Origin of the sequence: Flavisphingomonas formosensis (assembly GCF_009755815.1) — a bacterium.
In the GTDB taxonomy this organism is placed as follows: Bacteria; Pseudomonadota; Alphaproteobacteria; order Sphingomonadales; family Sphingomonadaceae; genus Flavisphingomonas; species Flavisphingomonas formosensis.
In genome coordinates, this window is the sequence record NZ_WRPK01000012.1 from 11,145 (window position 1) to 28,209 (window position 17,065).

General features: G+C 64.3%; 11 protein-coding genes and 1 pseudogene. 4 read left to right on the forward strand and 8 right to left on the reverse strand.

Annotation, left to right across the window (positions count from 1 at the left end):
- Positions 1–13: 13 nt before the first annotated feature.
- Positions 14–2,539: a magnesium-translocating P-type ATPase gene (mgtA, locus tag GQY20_RS26355; RefSeq protein WP_232476262.1), complete on the reverse strand. Its 2,526-nt coding sequence runs from the start codon at positions 2,537–2,539 to the stop codon at positions 14–16.
- Between the two features lie 454 nt (positions 2,540–2,993).
- Between mgtA and GQY20_RS26360 the strand changes: the two genes are divergently transcribed.
- On the forward strand, positions 2,994–4,064 hold the full coding sequence (locus tag GQY20_RS26360) for a lysylphosphatidylglycerol synthase transmembrane domain-containing protein (protein WP_157220159.1): 1,071 nt from the start codon (positions 2,994–2,996) through the stop codon (positions 4,062–4,064).
- Here GQY20_RS26360 and GQY20_RS26365 read toward each other — a convergent pair.
- The 3 genes and pseudogenes from GQY20_RS26365 to GQY20_RS26370 form a co-directional block, all read right to left on the reverse strand.
- Complete coding sequence (locus GQY20_RS26365) at positions 3,982–4,566, reverse strand: NAD(P)H-dependent oxidoreductase (protein WP_157220160.1); 585 nt, start codon at positions 4,564–4,566, stop codon at positions 3,982–3,984. The genes GQY20_RS26360 and GQY20_RS26365 overlap by 83 nt on opposite strands.
- Positions 4,563–5,225 carry a GNAT family N-acetyltransferase gene (locus GQY20_RS32295; protein ID WP_408641141.1) on the reverse strand — a complete coding sequence of 221 codons (663 nt, stop codon included), beginning with the start codon at positions 5,223–5,225 and terminating at the stop codon, positions 4,563–4,565. Before GQY20_RS32295 ends, GQY20_RS26365 begins: the two co-directional genes overlap by 4 nt.
- Positions 5,202–7,357 (reverse strand): annotated as a pseudogene (locus GQY20_RS26370) (acetate--CoA ligase family protein); the annotation flags it as partial. The gene GQY20_RS32295 and the pseudogene GQY20_RS26370, both read right to left, overlap by 24 nt.
- 824 nt (positions 7,358–8,181) lie before the next feature.
- On the opposite strand from GQY20_RS26370, the gene GQY20_RS26375 reads away from it, so the two are divergent.
- A complete protein-coding gene (locus GQY20_RS26375; protein ID WP_157220161.1) occupies positions 8,182–8,760 on the forward strand; it encodes a response regulator transcription factor in 579 nt (192 codons plus the stop codon).
- A gap of 288 nt (positions 8,761–9,048) precedes the next feature.
- On the opposite strand, the gene GQY20_RS26380 is transcribed toward GQY20_RS26375, so the two are convergent.
- Positions 9,049–9,720 (reverse strand): spermidine synthase, encoded by a 672-nt coding sequence (locus tag GQY20_RS26380; RefSeq protein WP_157220162.1) that lies wholly within the window; start codon positions 9,718–9,720, stop codon positions 9,049–9,051.
- A 105-nt stretch (positions 9,721–9,825) separates the two neighbouring features.
- On the opposite strand from GQY20_RS26380, the gene GQY20_RS26385 reads away from it, so the two are divergent.
- Positions 9,826–10,158 carry a DUF6481 family protein gene (locus GQY20_RS26385; protein WP_157220163.1) on the forward strand — a complete coding sequence of 111 codons (333 nt, stop codon included), beginning with the start codon at positions 9,826–9,828 and terminating at the stop codon, positions 10,156–10,158.
- Positions 10,159–10,387: 229 nt separating this feature from the next.
- Here GQY20_RS26385 and GQY20_RS26390 read toward each other — a convergent pair whose 3' ends face one another.
- The 3 genes from GQY20_RS26390 to GQY20_RS26400 all read right to left on the reverse strand — a co-directional run bounded on the left by GQY20_RS26390 (position 10,388) and on the right by GQY20_RS26400 (position 15,294).
- On the reverse strand, positions 10,388–13,489 hold the full coding sequence (locus GQY20_RS26390) for an efflux RND transporter permease subunit (protein WP_157220164.1): 3,102 nt from the start codon (positions 13,487–13,489) through the stop codon (positions 10,388–10,390).
- Positions 13,486–14,583, reverse strand: coding sequence for an efflux RND transporter periplasmic adaptor subunit (locus tag GQY20_RS26395; RefSeq protein ID WP_157220165.1), 1,098 nt, complete (start codon positions 14,581–14,583; stop codon positions 13,486–13,488). The genes GQY20_RS26390 and GQY20_RS26395 overlap by 4 nt, the downstream gene beginning before the upstream one ends.
- Positions 14,584–14,670: 87 nt before the next feature.
- On the reverse strand, positions 14,671–15,294 hold the full coding sequence (locus tag GQY20_RS26400) for a TetR/AcrR family transcriptional regulator (protein WP_157220166.1): 624 nt from the start codon (positions 15,292–15,294) through the stop codon (positions 14,671–14,673).
- A gap of 90 nt (positions 15,295–15,384) precedes the next feature.
- On the opposite strand from GQY20_RS26400, the gene GQY20_RS26405 reads away from it, so the two are divergent.
- Positions 15,385–16,806, forward strand: coding sequence for an efflux transporter outer membrane subunit (locus tag GQY20_RS26405; RefSeq protein WP_157220167.1), 1,422 nt, complete (start codon positions 15,385–15,387; stop codon positions 16,804–16,806).
- The last annotated feature ends 259 nt before the right edge of the window (positions 16,807–17,065 follow it).

Below are 17,065 nucleotides of genomic sequence, written 5' to 3' on the forward strand. Positions count from 1 at the left end.
TCGCCTGCTTGCTTCACGCCGAGGGCCTGAGCGCCCGTCGCTTCAGCATTTCGGCACCCGCCAGATAGATGAGAACAAGTCCGCCGATCGCACCAGCCACGGACGGGCTTATCGGGACGAATCCGAGAACGGCGGAAAATGAAAGGAAAGGCAGCAGAATGGCCACGGCCAGGCCTCCAAGCGCCGACAGGGTAAGCAGAACATGAGGTCGGCTGAGCCAAATCGGCCTCGACGTCCGGATAACGAAGACGACGAGCACCTGGGTTGCCATCGATTCGATGAACCAGGACGCGCGAAACTCCTCAATGCCGACATGAAAGATGCCGAGCAGCAATCCGAAGGTGGCGAGATCGAAAAGCGACGACCAAGGACCCATGGTAGCCGTGAAGCGCACGAGCGCCTTCATGTCCCAATTGCAGGGGCGCACGACATCGGCCTGATCGGCGTCGTCGAAAGGGATGCCAAGCTGCGATAGGTCATAAAGCAGGTTGTTGAGCAGCACCTGGATGGCTGTGAGCGGCAGAAACGGAAGGAAAAGCGACGCGAAAGCCATGCTGAGCATGTTGCCGAAGTTGGAACTCGTCCCCATGCGGATATATTTCATGATGTTCGCATAGGTCCTCCGCCCTTCCGCAATACCATCTGAAACAACTTCGAGATCCTGATCCAGCAGGATCATGTCGGCAGCTTCGCGAGCCACGTCCGTTGCTCCATCCACCGAAAGTCCCACATCGGCTGCGCGGATCGCCGGAGCATCGTTGATGCCGTCTCCGATGAAGCCGACAGTATGTCCACGCAGCTGAAGCGCACGAACGATCCGAAGCTTCTGATCCGGCGTGACCCGCGCGAACAGGTCGATGCTTTCGACCCGTGCAGCTAGCACGGCTTCATCGAGCTCATCGATCTCGTCTCCGGTCAACAGGCCGGACAGGGACAGCCCCAAAGCCGTAACGAGATGGTCGACCACCTGCGGAGCATCGCCCGAGACGATCTTCACGCGCACACCAGCGGCTTCTAGCTGCGCGATCGCCCCTCGCGCACTATGTTTAGGGGGATCGACGAACACGCAGAAACCGACGAATATTAGCGTGCTATCGTCATCCGTTTCGATCCGCTCCCTGCCAGCTGCCGCTTTCCAGGCGACAGCGAGCAAGCGCAGCCCCTCAGCCGCACGCGCGTCATGCATCCGCTGCAGATGCTGACGGGCGGCGCCATCCATCGCTATGCATGTTCCGTCCGGTGTCTCCAGCTGCGTGCACAGGCTAAGGATCGCCTCGGGCGCACCCTTGACGATCTCGATGCGGCTGCCGCTGTGTTCGAGCAGTACGGAGACACGCCGCCGTTCGAAGTCGAAGGGGCGTTCGTCCAACTTGATCCAGCCGGACTCGCATTCCTTGCCCGCGTGCATCAAGATCGCGTCGTCGAGCGGGCTTTTCAGGCCGCTCTCGAAGCGTGCATTCGCAACGGCAAGCTCGATGACCCGGCTGGAGTCGCGACCATCTGTGCCGATATGGCCGATCAGCGCGATGCGCGCCTCGGTAAGGGTGCCGGTCTTGTCGGTACAGAATATGTCCATCTGCCCGAGATCATGGATGGCCGACAGGCGCTTCACGATCACGCGTGCGTGCGCCATGCGCTGGGCGCCGCGGGCCAGCGCGACGGTGACGATCATCGGCAGGAGCTCGGGTGTAAGGCCCACCGCGAGTGCAATGGCGAACAGGAAGGACTCGAGCGGCGGACGTCCCAGCGCTAGATGCGCGAGCAGAACGAAGAGGATGAGGAAAAGGGTCAGCCGCACTATCAAAATGCCGAGACGATGAATGCCGCGCTCGAATGCCGTGGGCGGCTGACGCGCGGCTAGAGAGGCGGCGATCATGCCGAATCGAGTCTGCGACCCGGTCTTGACGACCAGCATTTGCAGACTGCCCGCGATCACCGCGCTGCCGTGAAACAGCGCGTTACGCGCAGCAGCCACGTCCGGTTGCGCGCTGGCCCCGGGGCCCTTTTCGACCGGATAAGGCTCGCCGGTCAGCAGTGCCTCATTGACTTGGGCGGCCCGCGACATCAGCACGATACCATCGGCGGGCACGAGATCGCCGGCGGAAAGATTGACAATGTCTCCAGGAACCAGCTCCCTTATGTCCACGCTGGACGGGGCCGCGTCCCGGACCACGTCGGCACGCAGCGCGATGGATCGCCTCAGCGCCTCGGCGGTTGCTTCCGCACGACGTTCCTGCACCATATCAAGCGTACAAGAGAGCAGCACGACGACCAGAATGATGGCGAAGCTAGCAATATCGCCAGTAACGCCCGCCACGGCCGCCGCGACGAGCAGGATCGCGACGAGAGGGTTAAGGAGCCTGCGTGCAAGATCGACCAGGAAGTGGCGACGGCGCTCGGCCTCGATCTGATTATAGCCGAAGCGTCCGAGCCGCGCCGAGGCCTCGGCGCTGCTGAGCCCCAGGGGCCCAGAATCGAGCAGCCGGAACAGCTGCTCCGCCGTCTGCGACCAGAATGGAGCGGGACGGTCCACGGTCACCGCCGTCCTCCGCACCAGATAGTCGGGAGAACGGAGCGATCGGAAGGACGATCCACGAATTTCATATAGTGGGCGGTGATCAGCCGCAGCCGCGCTGCTCGGCCATCCATGCCGCCCGTCCTGCTCTGTACCGGACAGACTGCCGGCAGCCTCTTCGATCGGATCGAGAGCCTGATGTCGTGACGGATCATGCCGGTCTCCTTGGGGGACTGGCACGCATCCCCATCGGCTCCGTCATCGTCCCGCGCCACATGCATGCGAAATCCGCAAAGCTACGTAAGCTTCCCGATGCGCGGCGCGACACACGGCGGTAAGCCCGTCCGCGATCTTGAACTATGTACGGCGATTCATCGGCAGCAAGGGCCTGATGCGGTTATGCAACGATGTCTTACCCGCCCCAGGCAGAATCTCCGATCATGCCGACCAGGTCACGGACAGCTGCAGGATGTTCGGAATGGCATCGGAACCCACGGCCTTCAGTAGCGGTTCGCAGCGTTGGCGCCCGGGCAGCGGCTGGCGTAGCTGGCTTTTCGGAGCGGCGGTCGTCGCTATGCTTGCAGGCGCCGTGCTGCATTATGGTGAAATTCGCAATTTCGGGACGATCATCGCCCGGGCGCGTCCGATCTGGCTTGGTGCAGCGTTGCTACTGCAACTGTCGACCTATGTCAGCGTGGCTTCGGGATGGCGCTTCGTTCTTGCCCGCGCGGATGCACCGAGGCCGCTGCTTCGCCTGATGCGGATCGCCGTGACGAAGCTGTTCGCCGATCAGGCATTGCCCACCGCCGGAATGGGAGGCAATGTCCTTCTGGTCGATCAGCTCTGCACATTGGGCGTCGCACGCGGTACGGCCGTCGCGGCGCTGCTCGTCTCGATGATCGGCTTTTATGCCGCCTATTCGTGCTTCGCACTCGCGATGCTCCTGTTGCTGTGGCTTCACAATCGCGCGACCCCGCTCATGGCGGGGATCGTCACTACCTTCCTGCTCGTGGCTTTTGCCATACCGGCCTTGGCTCTCTGGCTGCGACGGCGAGGCAGCCGACCGCTGCCTAAGCGCATCGAACGGATCGGCTTCGTTCGCGGGCTGCTGGATAGCGCAAGGCGTGCACCGGCGGCTTTATTGTCGGACCGGCATCTGCTGATCGAGGTGACCGCATGCAATGCGCTGATCTTCCTCGCCGATGCCGCGACGCTCTATGCCTGCTTGCACGCCCTCGGCCAAACCGCATCCTTCGCCACCGCGTTCATTGCGCTCATCATGGCGTCGATCATCGTGACGCTTGGCCCGATTCCGCTCGGTCTTGGAAGCTTCGAAGCGACCTCGACAGCGACGCTTCATCTGCTCGGCATATCGGTCGAGGCCGCATTCACGGCGACGATGCTCTTACGCCTTCTCACATTGTGGCTGCCGCTGCTGCCGGGCATGGTCCTTATGCGCTCAATGATCAGAGCGCGCCCTCGCCGAGCCCAAAAAGGTCGTCGAGCCAAGCCTCCCGTTCCGCCGCAGCCCCCTCAACGTCACCGATGAGGGTGTGCCGGATCGGCCCGATTCCCACGAAGCGCAAGATATTGCGCTCAAGGCTCTTCACACTGTGGGCGCCATAAAATGTGCGGTAGAGCAGCGCCGGCATACCCATCGTCACGACAATCTGTGCCGAACGTCCCTTCAATTGCTTCTCGGGCATCCTTCCTTCGCGCGGATTGAATGCAAAGCCGGGGCGCATAACCTGCTCAAAGAACGCCTTGAGCAGCGCTGGCACATCGCCGAGCCAGAGCGGATAGAGGATCACCAGATGCTCTGCCCAGGAAATGGCTTCCTGCGCGCGGCGGATGTCGTTTGGCACATAGTCCCCGTCCCAGTCGTGTCGGGACGTGATGAACGGAAAATCCAGTTCCCCTATTCGAATGCCGCGCACGAGATGACCAGCCGATTCGGCTCCGTCGGCATATCGCCGGGCGAGAGCATGGACAAAACGCGCGGGTTCGGGATCTGGATGCCCGTCGATGATCAGGATCCTGCGCGATGTCATGGCGTCTGCTCGTCTTGTGACGGCGTCATGACACGCCGCGCAACCCAGAGGGTCGGATCATTGGGATCAGGTGCGGCTGTAAAGCCCATCTCCTCTTCCATGCGGATCGCTTCGAGATGATCGGATTGCTCGATCGCTTCCACCACATGAATGCCTTCAGACTTCGCATAGCGCATTATATGGGAAAGGAGCGACCAGCTGATGCCGCGTTGCTTGCGATCAGCCCGCGTGGCGAGCGCGACCTCGGCATGCGTGCGATCGGGATCGGCAGCCAGCATACCCACCGCTATGATAGAGCCGTCTGGATCGAAGCCGAGGAAGCTGATGGTACGCCGATAGTCCACCCGCGTCATCCGCGAAAGCTGATCATGGCTTACTTTGCGGATCGAACTCAAGAAGCGATGGCGCAGATCGTCCGGAGCGACCCGCTCGAAAAATCGGGCCAGCAATGGCTCATCGCCGGAGAGAACCGGCCGGACGTGGAAGCGATAGCCCGTCCGGGTAGCGAGTTCGGCTGACCACTCCATAGGAACCGGGCGGATGACAAGTGTGGAATCGAAGCGCGGCTCCGGCGTGATCCGGACCCGAGCATCGAGGGCGACGACACCGTCGGCATCGACCAGCAGGGGATTGATATCGACTTCCAGAATATCGGGCATATCTATCACCATTGCCGAAAGCGTCTCCAGCACCACTGCAAGAGCTGAAATATCGGCAGGCGCCTCATCGCGAAAACCGTCGAGGAGTCGTGCAATCCGCGTGCGGCTGATCATCGTCAGCGCGCGGCCATGGTCAATCGGCGGCAGATCGATCGCCCTGTCGGCAAGACGCTCCACCGCCTTGCCACCGGCACCAACAATGATCACGGGCCCAAAGGTCTCATCGGTGGCCATGCCCACGATGATCTCACGGGCAGCGGAACGGACACACATCGGTTCCAACGCAAATCCCGTATTTCCGCCTCGGGATACTTCTGCCGGATGCGCGTCTCCATCACTGCGGCGGCCGCCATCACGGCATTTCGGTCCGCAAGGTGCAGCGCCACGCCTCCAGCGTCGGACTTGTGAGTGAGATCGGGAGAGACGATCTTGACGACATAGGGCGGCTGGATGTGGGCGCAAGCCTCTTCGAACTCGCCCTCTCCGCGCACGAGTCGTGTCGGCACGACAGGCACCTGATAAGCCGCAAGCAAATCCTTGGCTTCCACCTCGCTGAGCACCGTGCGCCTCTCGGCGCGGACACGGTTCAATATCGATTTCGCGTGCGGTCGATCGGGCGAGAAGCGGGTCGTAACCTCTACGGCATCTCTGAGCATGTCCTCCGATCGACGCGCAGCGATCAGATAGCCGAACCCGCGAACGGCATCGTCCGGCGTCGCATAAAGTGCGATAGCAGCGTCGTGCATCATGCTACGGACGTGCTCGCAATTGATGTCGCCAAGCCAGCAGGCGAGTATCGGCTTTGCCCTCCCGGCAGCCGCATCGCAGTCGACAACGACCTGCGCGACGGCGGCCGTGTCCGCTGTCGCCGTGGGACAGTGCATTACCAGCACCGCGTCCACCCCTTCATCTGCCTGAACCGCGCCAATGGCGTGACGATAACGCTCCGGGCCGCCATCTCCGATCAGGTCGACCGGATTTGCGTGGGACCAGCTGGATGGCAATAATGCATCCAGCGTCGCCACGGTCTGCTCGGACAGTATCGCAAGTTCGGCGCCTGCCCTGTCCATCACATCGATGGCAAGGACGGCCGCACCGCCGCCATTCGTGACGATAGCCAGCCGATTCCCACGCGCACGCCTGCGCGTGCCCAGTATCTCGGCTGCATCGAACATCTCCGTGAGTGTATCGACGAGGATGATCCCCGCTCGCTCGAATGCCGCCCGATAGACATCGTAGGATCCGGCAAGTGCCCCCGTGTGAGACAGGGCAGCGCGGGCTGCGGCGGATGTCCGGCCTGCCTTGATGGCAATCACCGGCTTGCTGCGCGCAGCAGCACGCGCGGCCGACATGAATTTGACGCTATTGGTCACGCCTTCCACATACAGCAGGATCGCCTCGGTTGCCGGATCCACGGCGAACAGGTCGAGCAAGTCGCCGAGGTCTACGTCGGCCATGTCACCTGCAGATATAATCCCGGAAAACCCAATGCCACGATGCTCCGCCCAATCGACGATCGCTGTGATGAGCGCACCGCTCTGCGAAATCAGGGCAAGCCCCCCCGCACGCGGTCTCGTGCAGGCAAAGGTTGCGTTGAGCTTCACACGCGGCATCATCACCCCGAGGCAATTGGGACCGATTATGCGCAGGCAATATGGCCTCGCCGCCTCGAGCATCTTCTGACAAAGACCGCTCGCCGGCGTCAGCCCCGCGCTCAACACGACGGCAAGGCGCGTGCCCTTGCTCCCAAGCTCGGCAATGACATCGGGAACGGCTTGTGCGGGCACCATCACGATAGCGAGGTCGGGCGCTTCGGGTAAATCGCCGATGGTCGCAAAACAAGAGATACCCTCGCGATCAAATTCATGCGGGTTGACAGCATAGATGCGTCCGTCGAAGCCGCCGCTAAGCAACTGCTCGAGTACGATCGCCCCGACACTGTCTTTTGTCTGCGACGCTCCGATCAAAGCGATGCTGCCCGGATTGAACAAGGTTTGCAGATTGCGGATCGTCATCATCAGTCTCGCACACCGTGACGCGAGTGCGGCCACCGTCGGGAGGCTGGGCCGAGCGCTTGCTGCTCGCCATCCGTAATGTTCCGAATCCCGCCCATTGCCACCGGATATCGACATGGCTTCAGCCAAGGTCCGATCCAGAGGTACGACAGAAGTGGATCGCGGCTGACAGGTCAGCCTGTCTCAACGTCAACAGAATGGTGAACTCCCGAATTAGCGCGGATTCAGGATTGTTACGGTCCCTGTGGAAGCTACACGAAACCATGGCCATGTATCGCCCATCGTACCCGTGAAGGTTCGTTACTTTTGTCGCCAATGTCCCTGACCCGACCTAGAACGACTGGTCTGGCCTCCGCTGCGTGGCGACTGCCCCTGGAAACACGGACAGATGGCAGAACATGATCGGGAGAGAACGAATACCCAGCCCAGGTCGAAGAACTGCGGGGGCTCACGATCCAGACTGTCCGAAGGTGCGGTGGTTGGACGCTGAAACAGAGGGCGAATTGCTCGCCCTCGCGTCTGACGTACGGCTATTCGCAGTGCACGCCACGCGCTCTCACTCAGCGCAGCGGGAGCTTATCTGTCGCCACGAGATTCATGGCAGCGTCCGTTCGATGCGCGACGCATCCATGCCACCGACCGGCTGATCCAGGCCAAATGCGATGCCTGGCGTGCCGACCATCTCGTGATGGCGCCTATGGCCAGGGCCGGCTGAGCGACGTCGTGTTCGGCGGGGTGCCGCGCTGAATGCTGAGGGGCAGCCGCCTGCCCTTATCGCTCGCGCATTGAGCATTCAAGGCCGAACAGTGAATCCGGCCATCGATGCAGGCCGAGATAAAGAGAGATCGCATCCGTAGCTTTGCGAATATCGCATCGATGCGCGACCGGCTAATCACGGGTTCCTTTCACGGAGAGGCCGATGAAACCGGAAGGCAAAAAAAATGACACCAACGCCATGCTGCTACCTGATCGGTTGTGATCCGGCGCAACATGCCTGGCTGAAGGGCGACGACCCGGAACCGGGTCTCTTTTTTGCCGGCTTTGGCGACTTCTTTGCGGCCGCTCCGGCTCTTCGTCCTGGCTGGGTGCTGATCAACCTTGACGCAACCGAAGAAAATTTTCCTGATTTGCTTCGCCGCCTTCAATCATTACCGAACATAGCCGGCTTCATCGTAGAGGTTGAACCCGACCAGCTTGAGCGAGGCATATGCGCCATGCGGCTCGGCGCGGCTGACCTGCTGGTGAAGCCATATGACCATACACGATGGGCTTCCGCGCTAGCCCGGCTCGAATGCCCGCACTCCCTGCTCGACGGGCTTTCTCCGCGCGAGCGAGAGGTCCTGGGAGGCATCGGGCGCGGCATGACCAACAAGAAGATCGCTGAAATGCTTGGCATTAGCCCTCGAACCGTAGAGATTCATCGTGCGCGGGCGAGGCGCAAATTAGGCGCCACGAGCTTGGCAGATTTGCTCGACATTCTTTTCACCGAACGAATCAACGTCCGAGGCCGGTCAGCGTGAACATCGTCGAGATTGCTCGCGTGCGTTCAGGTCGCACAGGGCTATACAGAGAAGTCTCCGAGAGAGACTCCTTTCCGCGAAACATGTCACACTATGAATGGTATAACGAATAGCGCGACTTGTGCGGCTACTTCGAGATAGCCTTGGAGACATTATTTTACAAAATAAATATGACAGCTTCTCTTTCGCGATCCGATGGCCGGAATATTTCGATTCTTTCACCCTCCATAAAATCCGCTGCTTGACTTCTCGATGCGGCAATTGGCAGCATGCGGATGCTCGGCACTGTCAGCGCTTCGAGGCGAACCATAGCACGTGTCGCGGCCCCTTGCCGCTGCTGCGCGCACTCACGCCAATTTCCTCTACAGCGAAGCCCGCCGTCGCCAGGCGCCGCGTAAAACGGGCGTCAGGCGCCGCAGACCAGACCGCCAGCACACCCCCCCGCCGCAAGGCTTTCTTGGCAGCGCCGAGACCCGCCAGCGTGTAGAGCCGGTCATTGTCCAGGCGGACGAGGCCGTCGGGTCCGTTGTCCACGTCGAGCAGTATGGCGTCATAACTGTCTGCTGCCTCGCCGATCGTCAGCGCGACGTCCCGTAGCGAGACCGTGACGCGCGGATCATCGAGACACCCGTTCGCCATATCCTGCATCGGGCCGCGCGCCCACTCGATGATCTCCGGGATCAATTCGGCGACTGTCACGCGCGCCTGCGGACCGAGCCGGCGGAGCGCGGCCCGCAGGGTGAAGCCCATGCCATATCCGCCGATGAGGATGTGCGGCTCGTGGTCACCGCGCAGCCGGTCCAGCGTCATAGTGGCGAGCGCCTCTTCCGATCCGCTCATGCGGCTGCTCATCAGTTCGTTGCGATCGAGCAGGATCATGAAGTCGGCACCGCGCCGGACGAGCCGGAGTTCTCCGCCGCCGGGAATGGATGCGGTACCGATGAGTTCACGAGGTGTCATGCCTGCTCCACTGCTCCGCCCCGGGCCATTGTCCGTGCCTTTTGCAGAATCACTCCGTCTGTCCTATCTGCGCACATCCCAACCACAAAGGATTTCATCGCTTACATGCCGTCGTTCAAACAGCCGACCTTCCAGGAGCGCGCCGCCCTTTCCGCACAGGCAAAACAGGCCGCGCTCGAGAAACTGCGCACCAAGGAGCCAGTGGATGCGGCAACCCTTGCCGAGCGCCACGCGGCACGGCTCGCCCGCGAGGCTGCCGAAGCCAAGGCACGGGAGGAAAAGCGAGCGGCCTGGGAACTCGAGAAGGCAGCGCGGAAAGCGAAAGCGCTTGAGAAGGCAGCCAAGACGGCGAGTAAACCGGTGCTGACCGAAGCAGAGCGGAAAGCCGCACGCGACGCGCGTTATGCGGCGCGCAAGAGTCGGGTCGGCAAACGCTGAACGGCGCCGAGCCGGGGATGCCGGGGCCACGCAACAGCGAAGGCCACGGCACCCTCGCGTCAGGGTTGCGTTCCAGCATGATCGCTCAGCCCATAAATATTCTGTCGCGCGATACGGCAGCACTGCGCTAGCCGCACTGTCCGCGCTGTTTTGCTCTCCATGATCGTCGCGGTCGTGCTCGCCGGCCTGTCTACCTGCCGCCGGGCATTCGTTGCCGAACCGCCCAGCCCTAAGCGGATACCGGCAGCATCTTCTCCGCCCCGGACTCCTCGCCCGCCTCGTCGCGCCCGTCGATCCGGAACCAGATCGCATACAGCGCCGGCAGGAAGGCGAGCGTCAGCACCGTACCACCCAACGTGCCGCCGATCAGCGTATAGGCCAGCGATCCCCAGAAGACCGAGGTGGTCAGCGGGATGAAGGCCAGCACCGCGGCGAGCGCGGTCAGGATCACCGGCCTCGCCCGCTGCACCGTGGCCTCCACCACCGCATGATAGGGATCGAGCCCATCCGCCTCATTATTGTGGATCTGGCCGATCAGGATCAGCGTGTTGCGCATCAATATGCCGGCGAGGCCGATCAGCCCGAGGATGGCGTTGAAGCCAAAGGGCTGTCCGAACAGCAGCAGGGTGGGCACCACGCCGACCAGGCCGAGCGGCGCCGTCGCGATCACCATCGCCATCGCCGAGAAGCTGCGCACCTGGAAGATGATCACGGTCAGCATCAGCGCGATCATGATCGGGAAGACGGCGGCCAGCGCGGCATTGGCCTTGCCCGCCTCCTCGATCGCGCCCGCCGTGTCGATGCGATAGCCGGCGGGCAGCTTTGCCTTGAGCGGCGCCAGCGCCTTTTCCATCTCCATCGAGACTTCGGGCGGCTGCAGCCCCTCTGCGATGTCGCCGCGCACCGTGATCGTCGGCACGCGGTCGCGCCGACGCATGATCGGATCCTCCATGCGCACCTCCATCCGCCCGATCTGCGCCACCGGCACATGCTGGCCTTGCGCACCGATCAGGGTGAAGCCGCCGATCCGCGCCGGATCCAGCCGTTCCGCCCCGCCGCTGCGCGCCACCACGTCGACGGTGCGGATATCCTCGCGCACCTGGGTGACGGTGGTGCCGGTCAGCAGGAACTGGAGCTGCTCGGCCGCATCCTGCGAGGTGAGGCCGATCGCGCGCAGCCGATCCTGGTCGAGCGCGAAATGCATCACCGGCACCCGCTCGCCCCAGTCGCTGTTGACCTGGCGCATGTCCGGACTGGCCTGCATCACCTTCGTGACGTCCGCGGCGATCGCGCGCACCTTGTCGGGATCGGGGCCATTCACGCGGAAGGCGACCGGAAAGGGCGAATAGGGCCCGAAGACGAGTTGCGTCGCACGGACCCGCGCTTCCGGCGCCAGCCCTTCGGCGACGACGCGGCGGACGCGGAGCTTCAGCGCCTCGCGCGATTTCTCGTCCGGCGTGCGGATCACGATCTTGGCGAAGGACGGATCGGGCAGCTCGGGCGACATGGCGAGGAAGAAGCGTGGCGCGCCCTGCCCCACATAGGCGGTCACGATCTGCGCCTCCGGCTGCTTGCGCAGCCACGCTTCCACCTTGGCCGTGGCCGCGCTGGTCTGCTCGATGCTCGTGCCTTCGGGCATCTGCACCTCGACGAGCACCTCCGGCCGGTCCGAAGTCGGAAAGAATTGCTGCTTCACCGCGCCCATGCCGAACACCGCGATCACGAAGGCGCCGACCACCGCGCCTGCGACGCTCCACTTGCGGCGGATGATCGCCGCCAGCATCCGGCGCAGCCGGTTGTAGCGCGGCGTGTCGTAGATCGCCTCATGGCCGCCCTTGATCCGACCGATCTCGGGCAGCAGCTTGACGCCGAGATAGGGCGTGAACGCCACCGCGACCACCCAGGAGGTGATCAGCGCGAAGCCGACGATCCAGAAGATGTTGCCGGCATATTCGCCCGCGCTCGACTTGGCGAAGCCGACCGGCATCAGCCCGATCACCGTCACCAGGGTGCCGCTCAGCATCGGCGCGGCGGTGTGGCTCCAGGCGTAGGTGGAGGCGGCGATGCGATCGAACCCCTCCTCCATCTTCACCACCATCATCTCGATCGCGATGATCGCATCGTCGACCAGCAGGCCGAGGGCGAGGATCAGCGCGCCGAGGGTGATCCGGTCGAACTCGCGGCCCGTCGCCATCATGATCACGAATACGGTGGCGAGAGTCAGCGGCACCGCCGCGGCGACGACGATGCCGACCCGCCAGCCCATGCTGACCAGGCAGACCGCCATGACGACCGCGAGTGCCACGAAGAATTTCAGCATGAACTCGCCGACGGCTTCCTGGATGTTCACCGCCTGGTCGCTCACCTTGCTGAGCGAGAGGCCGAGCGGCAGCTCCTTGCCGATCGCGCCGACCTCGCTGTCCAGCGCCTTGCCGAGATCGAGACCGTTCCATCGGTCGCGCTTGACGATGCCGAGCAGCAGCGCCGGCTCGCCCTCGTGCCGCACCAGGAAGGTCGCCGGATCCTCATAGCCGCGCTTCACGTCGGCGATGTCGGACAGGCGCAGGGTGCGGCCCTGGGCGACGATCGGGATCGCCCGGATCGCATCGAGCCCGTCGAACGCCCCGTCGAGGCGCACGATCACCTGCGGCCCCTTGGCCTCGATCGATCCGGCCGGCGTCACCAGATTCTGCGCGGACAGCGCCGACAATATGTCGCGCGGCGTGACGCCGAGCGTCGCAAGCCGCGCCTGTGAGAATTCCACGAAGATGCGTTCGGGCCGCTCGCCGATGATGTTGACCTTGCGCACGCCCGGCACGTGCAGCAGCCGCTGGCGCAGCGTCTCCGCCTCGCGCGCCAGCACGCGCAGCGGCTCGCCCTTCGCCTTCAGCGCGTAGAGCGCGAAGGTGACGTCCGAATATTCGTCGTTGACGAACGGCCCGGTCACGCCGCGCGGGAGCTTGGAGGCCTCGTCCGCCAGCTTCTTGCGCGCCTGATAGAATTCCTCCGGTACGTCGGCCGGCGGCGTCATGTCCTTGAGGGTCAGGGTGGTGAAGGCGAGGCCGGGCCGGGTGAAGGTCTCGGCCCGGTCATACCAGGTCAGCTCCTGGAGCCGCTTCTCCAGGGGTTCGGCCACCTGGTCCTGCATCTCCTGTGCGGTCGCGCCGGGCCAGGCGGTGATGACGGTCAGCGTCTTGACGGTGAAGGCGGGATCCTCGGCGCGGCCGAGCTTCAGGAAGGCGTAGATGCCGGCGATTGACAAGGCGATGATCAGGAAAAGGGTGATCGCCCGCTCCCGCACCGCCAGCGCGGAGAGGTTGAAGCCGCTCATCGGCTGGCCACCTGCAGCGCGGGCCGGACCTGCTGGCCATCGTGCAGCATATGCGCGCCGAGCGCCACGAAGCGCTCGCCGGGCTTGAGGCCGGCCGTCACGGTCGCGCTCTCGGCATCCATCGCCGCGACCTGCACGCGCCGCCAATGCACCTTGTCTCCGGCGCCCAGCACCCAGACGCCCGGCCCGGCGCCGCCATCGTGCAGCGCGCCGAGCGGCACCTGATAGCCGGACGCGGGCCCGGTCTTGCCGCCGATGGAAAGGGTGACGGTCGACCCGAGCGGCGCCGCGGCGGCCGCCCCTTCCAGCACGTAGCGCGCCTCATAGGTGCGCGTCTGGGGATCGGCGGCGTCGGACAGCTGGCGCAGCCGCGCGATGCTGCTGCTGCCGTTGAACAGGGTCGCCCGCGCGGTCGATCCGATCGCCGGCCGCTCGGTCTCGGGCAGGTTCATCGTGGCCTCGCGCGGGCCGGCATGGGCGAGGCGCACCACCGGCTGACCCGCCGTCACCACTTGGCCGGGCTCGGCCAACGTCTCGACGACGGTGCCGTCGGCATCGGCGACGAGCAGCGTATAGCCGGCCTCGTTATGCGCCACGCGCGCCTGCGCCTGCAGCGCGGCGAGCTGCGCGCGGGCAGCATCGGCGTCGGCCTTGGCCTTGTCATATTGCGAAGCGGAGACGGCGCCCGCCGCCACCAGATCACGGAACCGCGCCTCGTCCGCCGCGGTCTGCACGGCCGTCGCGCGCGCCGCGGCCACCGAGCCCTCGGACTGACGGGTGGCGAGCATATAGTCGGTCGCGTCGATCCGCATCAGCGGCTGGCCGCGCCGCACCACCTGGCCGGTGTCGACCAGCCGCTCGATCACCTTGCCGGCGATGCGGAAGCCGAGATTGCTCTGGATACGCGAGGCGATGATGCCGGTGTAGCTGTCGTCGCCGCTCGCCGCCGGCCCGGCCGTGGAAATGCGGACGAGCGGAGGCTCGGTGCGCGGATCGGCCTCGGCATGGCCGCAGGCGGCGAGCAGCAGGAGAGCGGAGAGCGGCGCTAGGAGCGTGGCGCTGCGCTGCTGGAAAAGGCGGGTCGGAGTCGGCATGGTGGGGTCCTGCCTGGGAAAGCTGAACACCGCTTTTCTATTCTTGTGACCAATATGTCAACTAGTCACAACCATGCGTGTAACTATTCAGGGCGCTAGGCTGCGCAGGATGAGGTTCGTCACCTCCAGCGGCCCATCGGGCAGATCGTCAAGCTTATATTGCAGCATCACCGGGTTCACGAACGCTTCCATCACGCTCATGATCGCGCGCGCCGTTTCGTCGATCGGCGTCTTGCGCTCGAACTCGCCCGCGGCGCGGCCTTCGAGGATGATCACGCGGACAATCTGCTCCAGCCCAGCGCAGTAGGCGACGCAGGACGGCCATTGCTCGACCACCGAATGCATCGCAATCTCATAAAGCTTGCGGTCATCGAAGAAGAGCTCGGCACTTGCACCGATCACTGCTTTGAAAAACTTACGAATTTTATCCGTCGCATCGGCGCCGCCATCTGCCGCCGCCTGCGCCTGCTCCAGCAGCCGTTCCAGCGTCTGGGCGCAGATCGCCTGGCCGATCGCCTGCTTCGAATCGAAGAATTTATAGATGTAGGCCTTGGAGAAGCCGATCGCCTTGGCGAGATCGGAGACCGTCGTCTTGTTATAGCCATAGCGCGAGAAATGCGCCTCGGCGGCCTCGATGATCTGTTGCCGGATCATGTGATCGCCCGGGCCGCGATGGCCGACGGCGAGCGTATCGAGAGTTTCTGTTGTCATGGATCCGAAGATAACCGTGGGACTGGGAATTGACAACAAGTGACTATATTGATTATTAGTCACTAAAGAATTCCAGCCATTGGACCGCCCATGCGCCTGCGCTCTCCGCTCCTTGCAGCCCTGCCGCTGCTCGCTTCCGCCTGTGCCGTGGGGCCGGATTATTCCCGCCCGGAGGTCGCCCTTCCCGCCGCCTATATGGGCAGCGCCGCACCGGCCGCCGCGCCGGCCGACCTCGCCCATTGGTGGGATGGGTTCGACGATCCGCTGCTCACCCGTTACGTGACGGCTGCGCTGGCCGAGAACCTCGATCTCGCCCAGGCGATGGCCCGCGTCGCCCAGGCCCGTGCGCAGCTCGGCAGCGCCACCGCAGCGCTGCTGCCCTCGGCGCAGGTCAGCGGGCAGGCCGCCGCAGGCCACCAGTCGAACCAGACGGCGCTTGGCCGCGTCGCGAGCGCGCAGCCCGGCTACGATCGCGACGGGGCGCTATACGAGACGGATCTCGACGCGAGCTGGGAGATCGACCTGTTCGGCGGCCTGCGCCGTCAGCAGGAAGCGGCGCGCGCCGAGTATCAGGCGGCGGCGGCCGCGGCGGCGGCCTCCCGGCTCGCCGTCGCGGCCCAAACCGCCGACACTTATGTGGTCATCCGCGGCCTTCAGGCACGCCTCGCCGTCGCGCAGGCGCAGATCGACACACAGCAGCGCCTGCTCGACACGGTCCGCCTGCAATATAGCAAGGGAATCGCTGCCGAGCTGCAGGCGCGCCAGGCGGAAGGCGCGCTGGCGCAGGTGCAGGCGACCGTTCCGGATCTGACCCTGGCGCTCGACCAGGCGATGAATGCGTTCGACGTGCTGCTCGCTACGCCCGCTGGCACGCATCGCGCCGAGCTCGCCACCGCCGCACCCATCCCGGCAGCGCCCACCCTGGCCGGCGCCGGCACGCCTGCAGACCTGCTGCGCCGCCGGCCGGACATCATCGTCGCCGAACGCAAGCTCGCCGCCAGCAATGCGCGGATCGGGACCGCCATCGCCGAATATTATCCCAAGATTTCGCTTTCCGGCCTGCTCGGCACGGCGACCACCGCGGCCGGCGGCTTCCTCACCGGCGGCGCCATGCAGGCGCAGGGCGGCGTCGGGCTGCGCTGGCGGCTATTCGATTTCGGCCGCATCGACGCGGAGGTCGCCGCGGCGCGCGGCGGCAATTCCGAAGCGCTCGCCGCCTACCGCCTGTCCGTATTGCGCGCGACGCAGGATGTGGAGGATTCGCTCTCGGCTTTCGGCAACCGCAGCCGCCAGGAAGCCGTGCTCGCCGCAGGCGAGGATTCACTCGCCAGGGCACGCGCGGCCTCCTTCGCCGCCTATAAGGGCGGTGTCGTCAGCCTGATCGAGGTGCTGGATGCCGACAGCCGCCTGCTCGCCACCCGCGACGCCCGTATCCGCGCCCGCGCCGGCACCGCCCAGGCCGCCATCGCCTCCTTCCGTGCGCTGGGCGGCGGGTGGGACGTTCGGTCCTGAGCCGAGACGTCAGGAGCAAAGCCTCGCACATCCCATCCGTCGCCCTTGTCAGGGCCGGTCTCCAATGACTCTTTCCACAGCATAAGCCCTTCCCAAAGAAAGACATCGGCCCCCTGCCTTCGCAGGGCAACGAGAACGGCTCAGTTCGTTCGAGACTGCCGGTCACCGCGGATCTTATATTTCGCCGGATCGGCCCTACATATGTTCCATCGCGCCCATTCCCTAGCAGGGGCGCGGCCGAGAGACTGTCGCGCTCCCG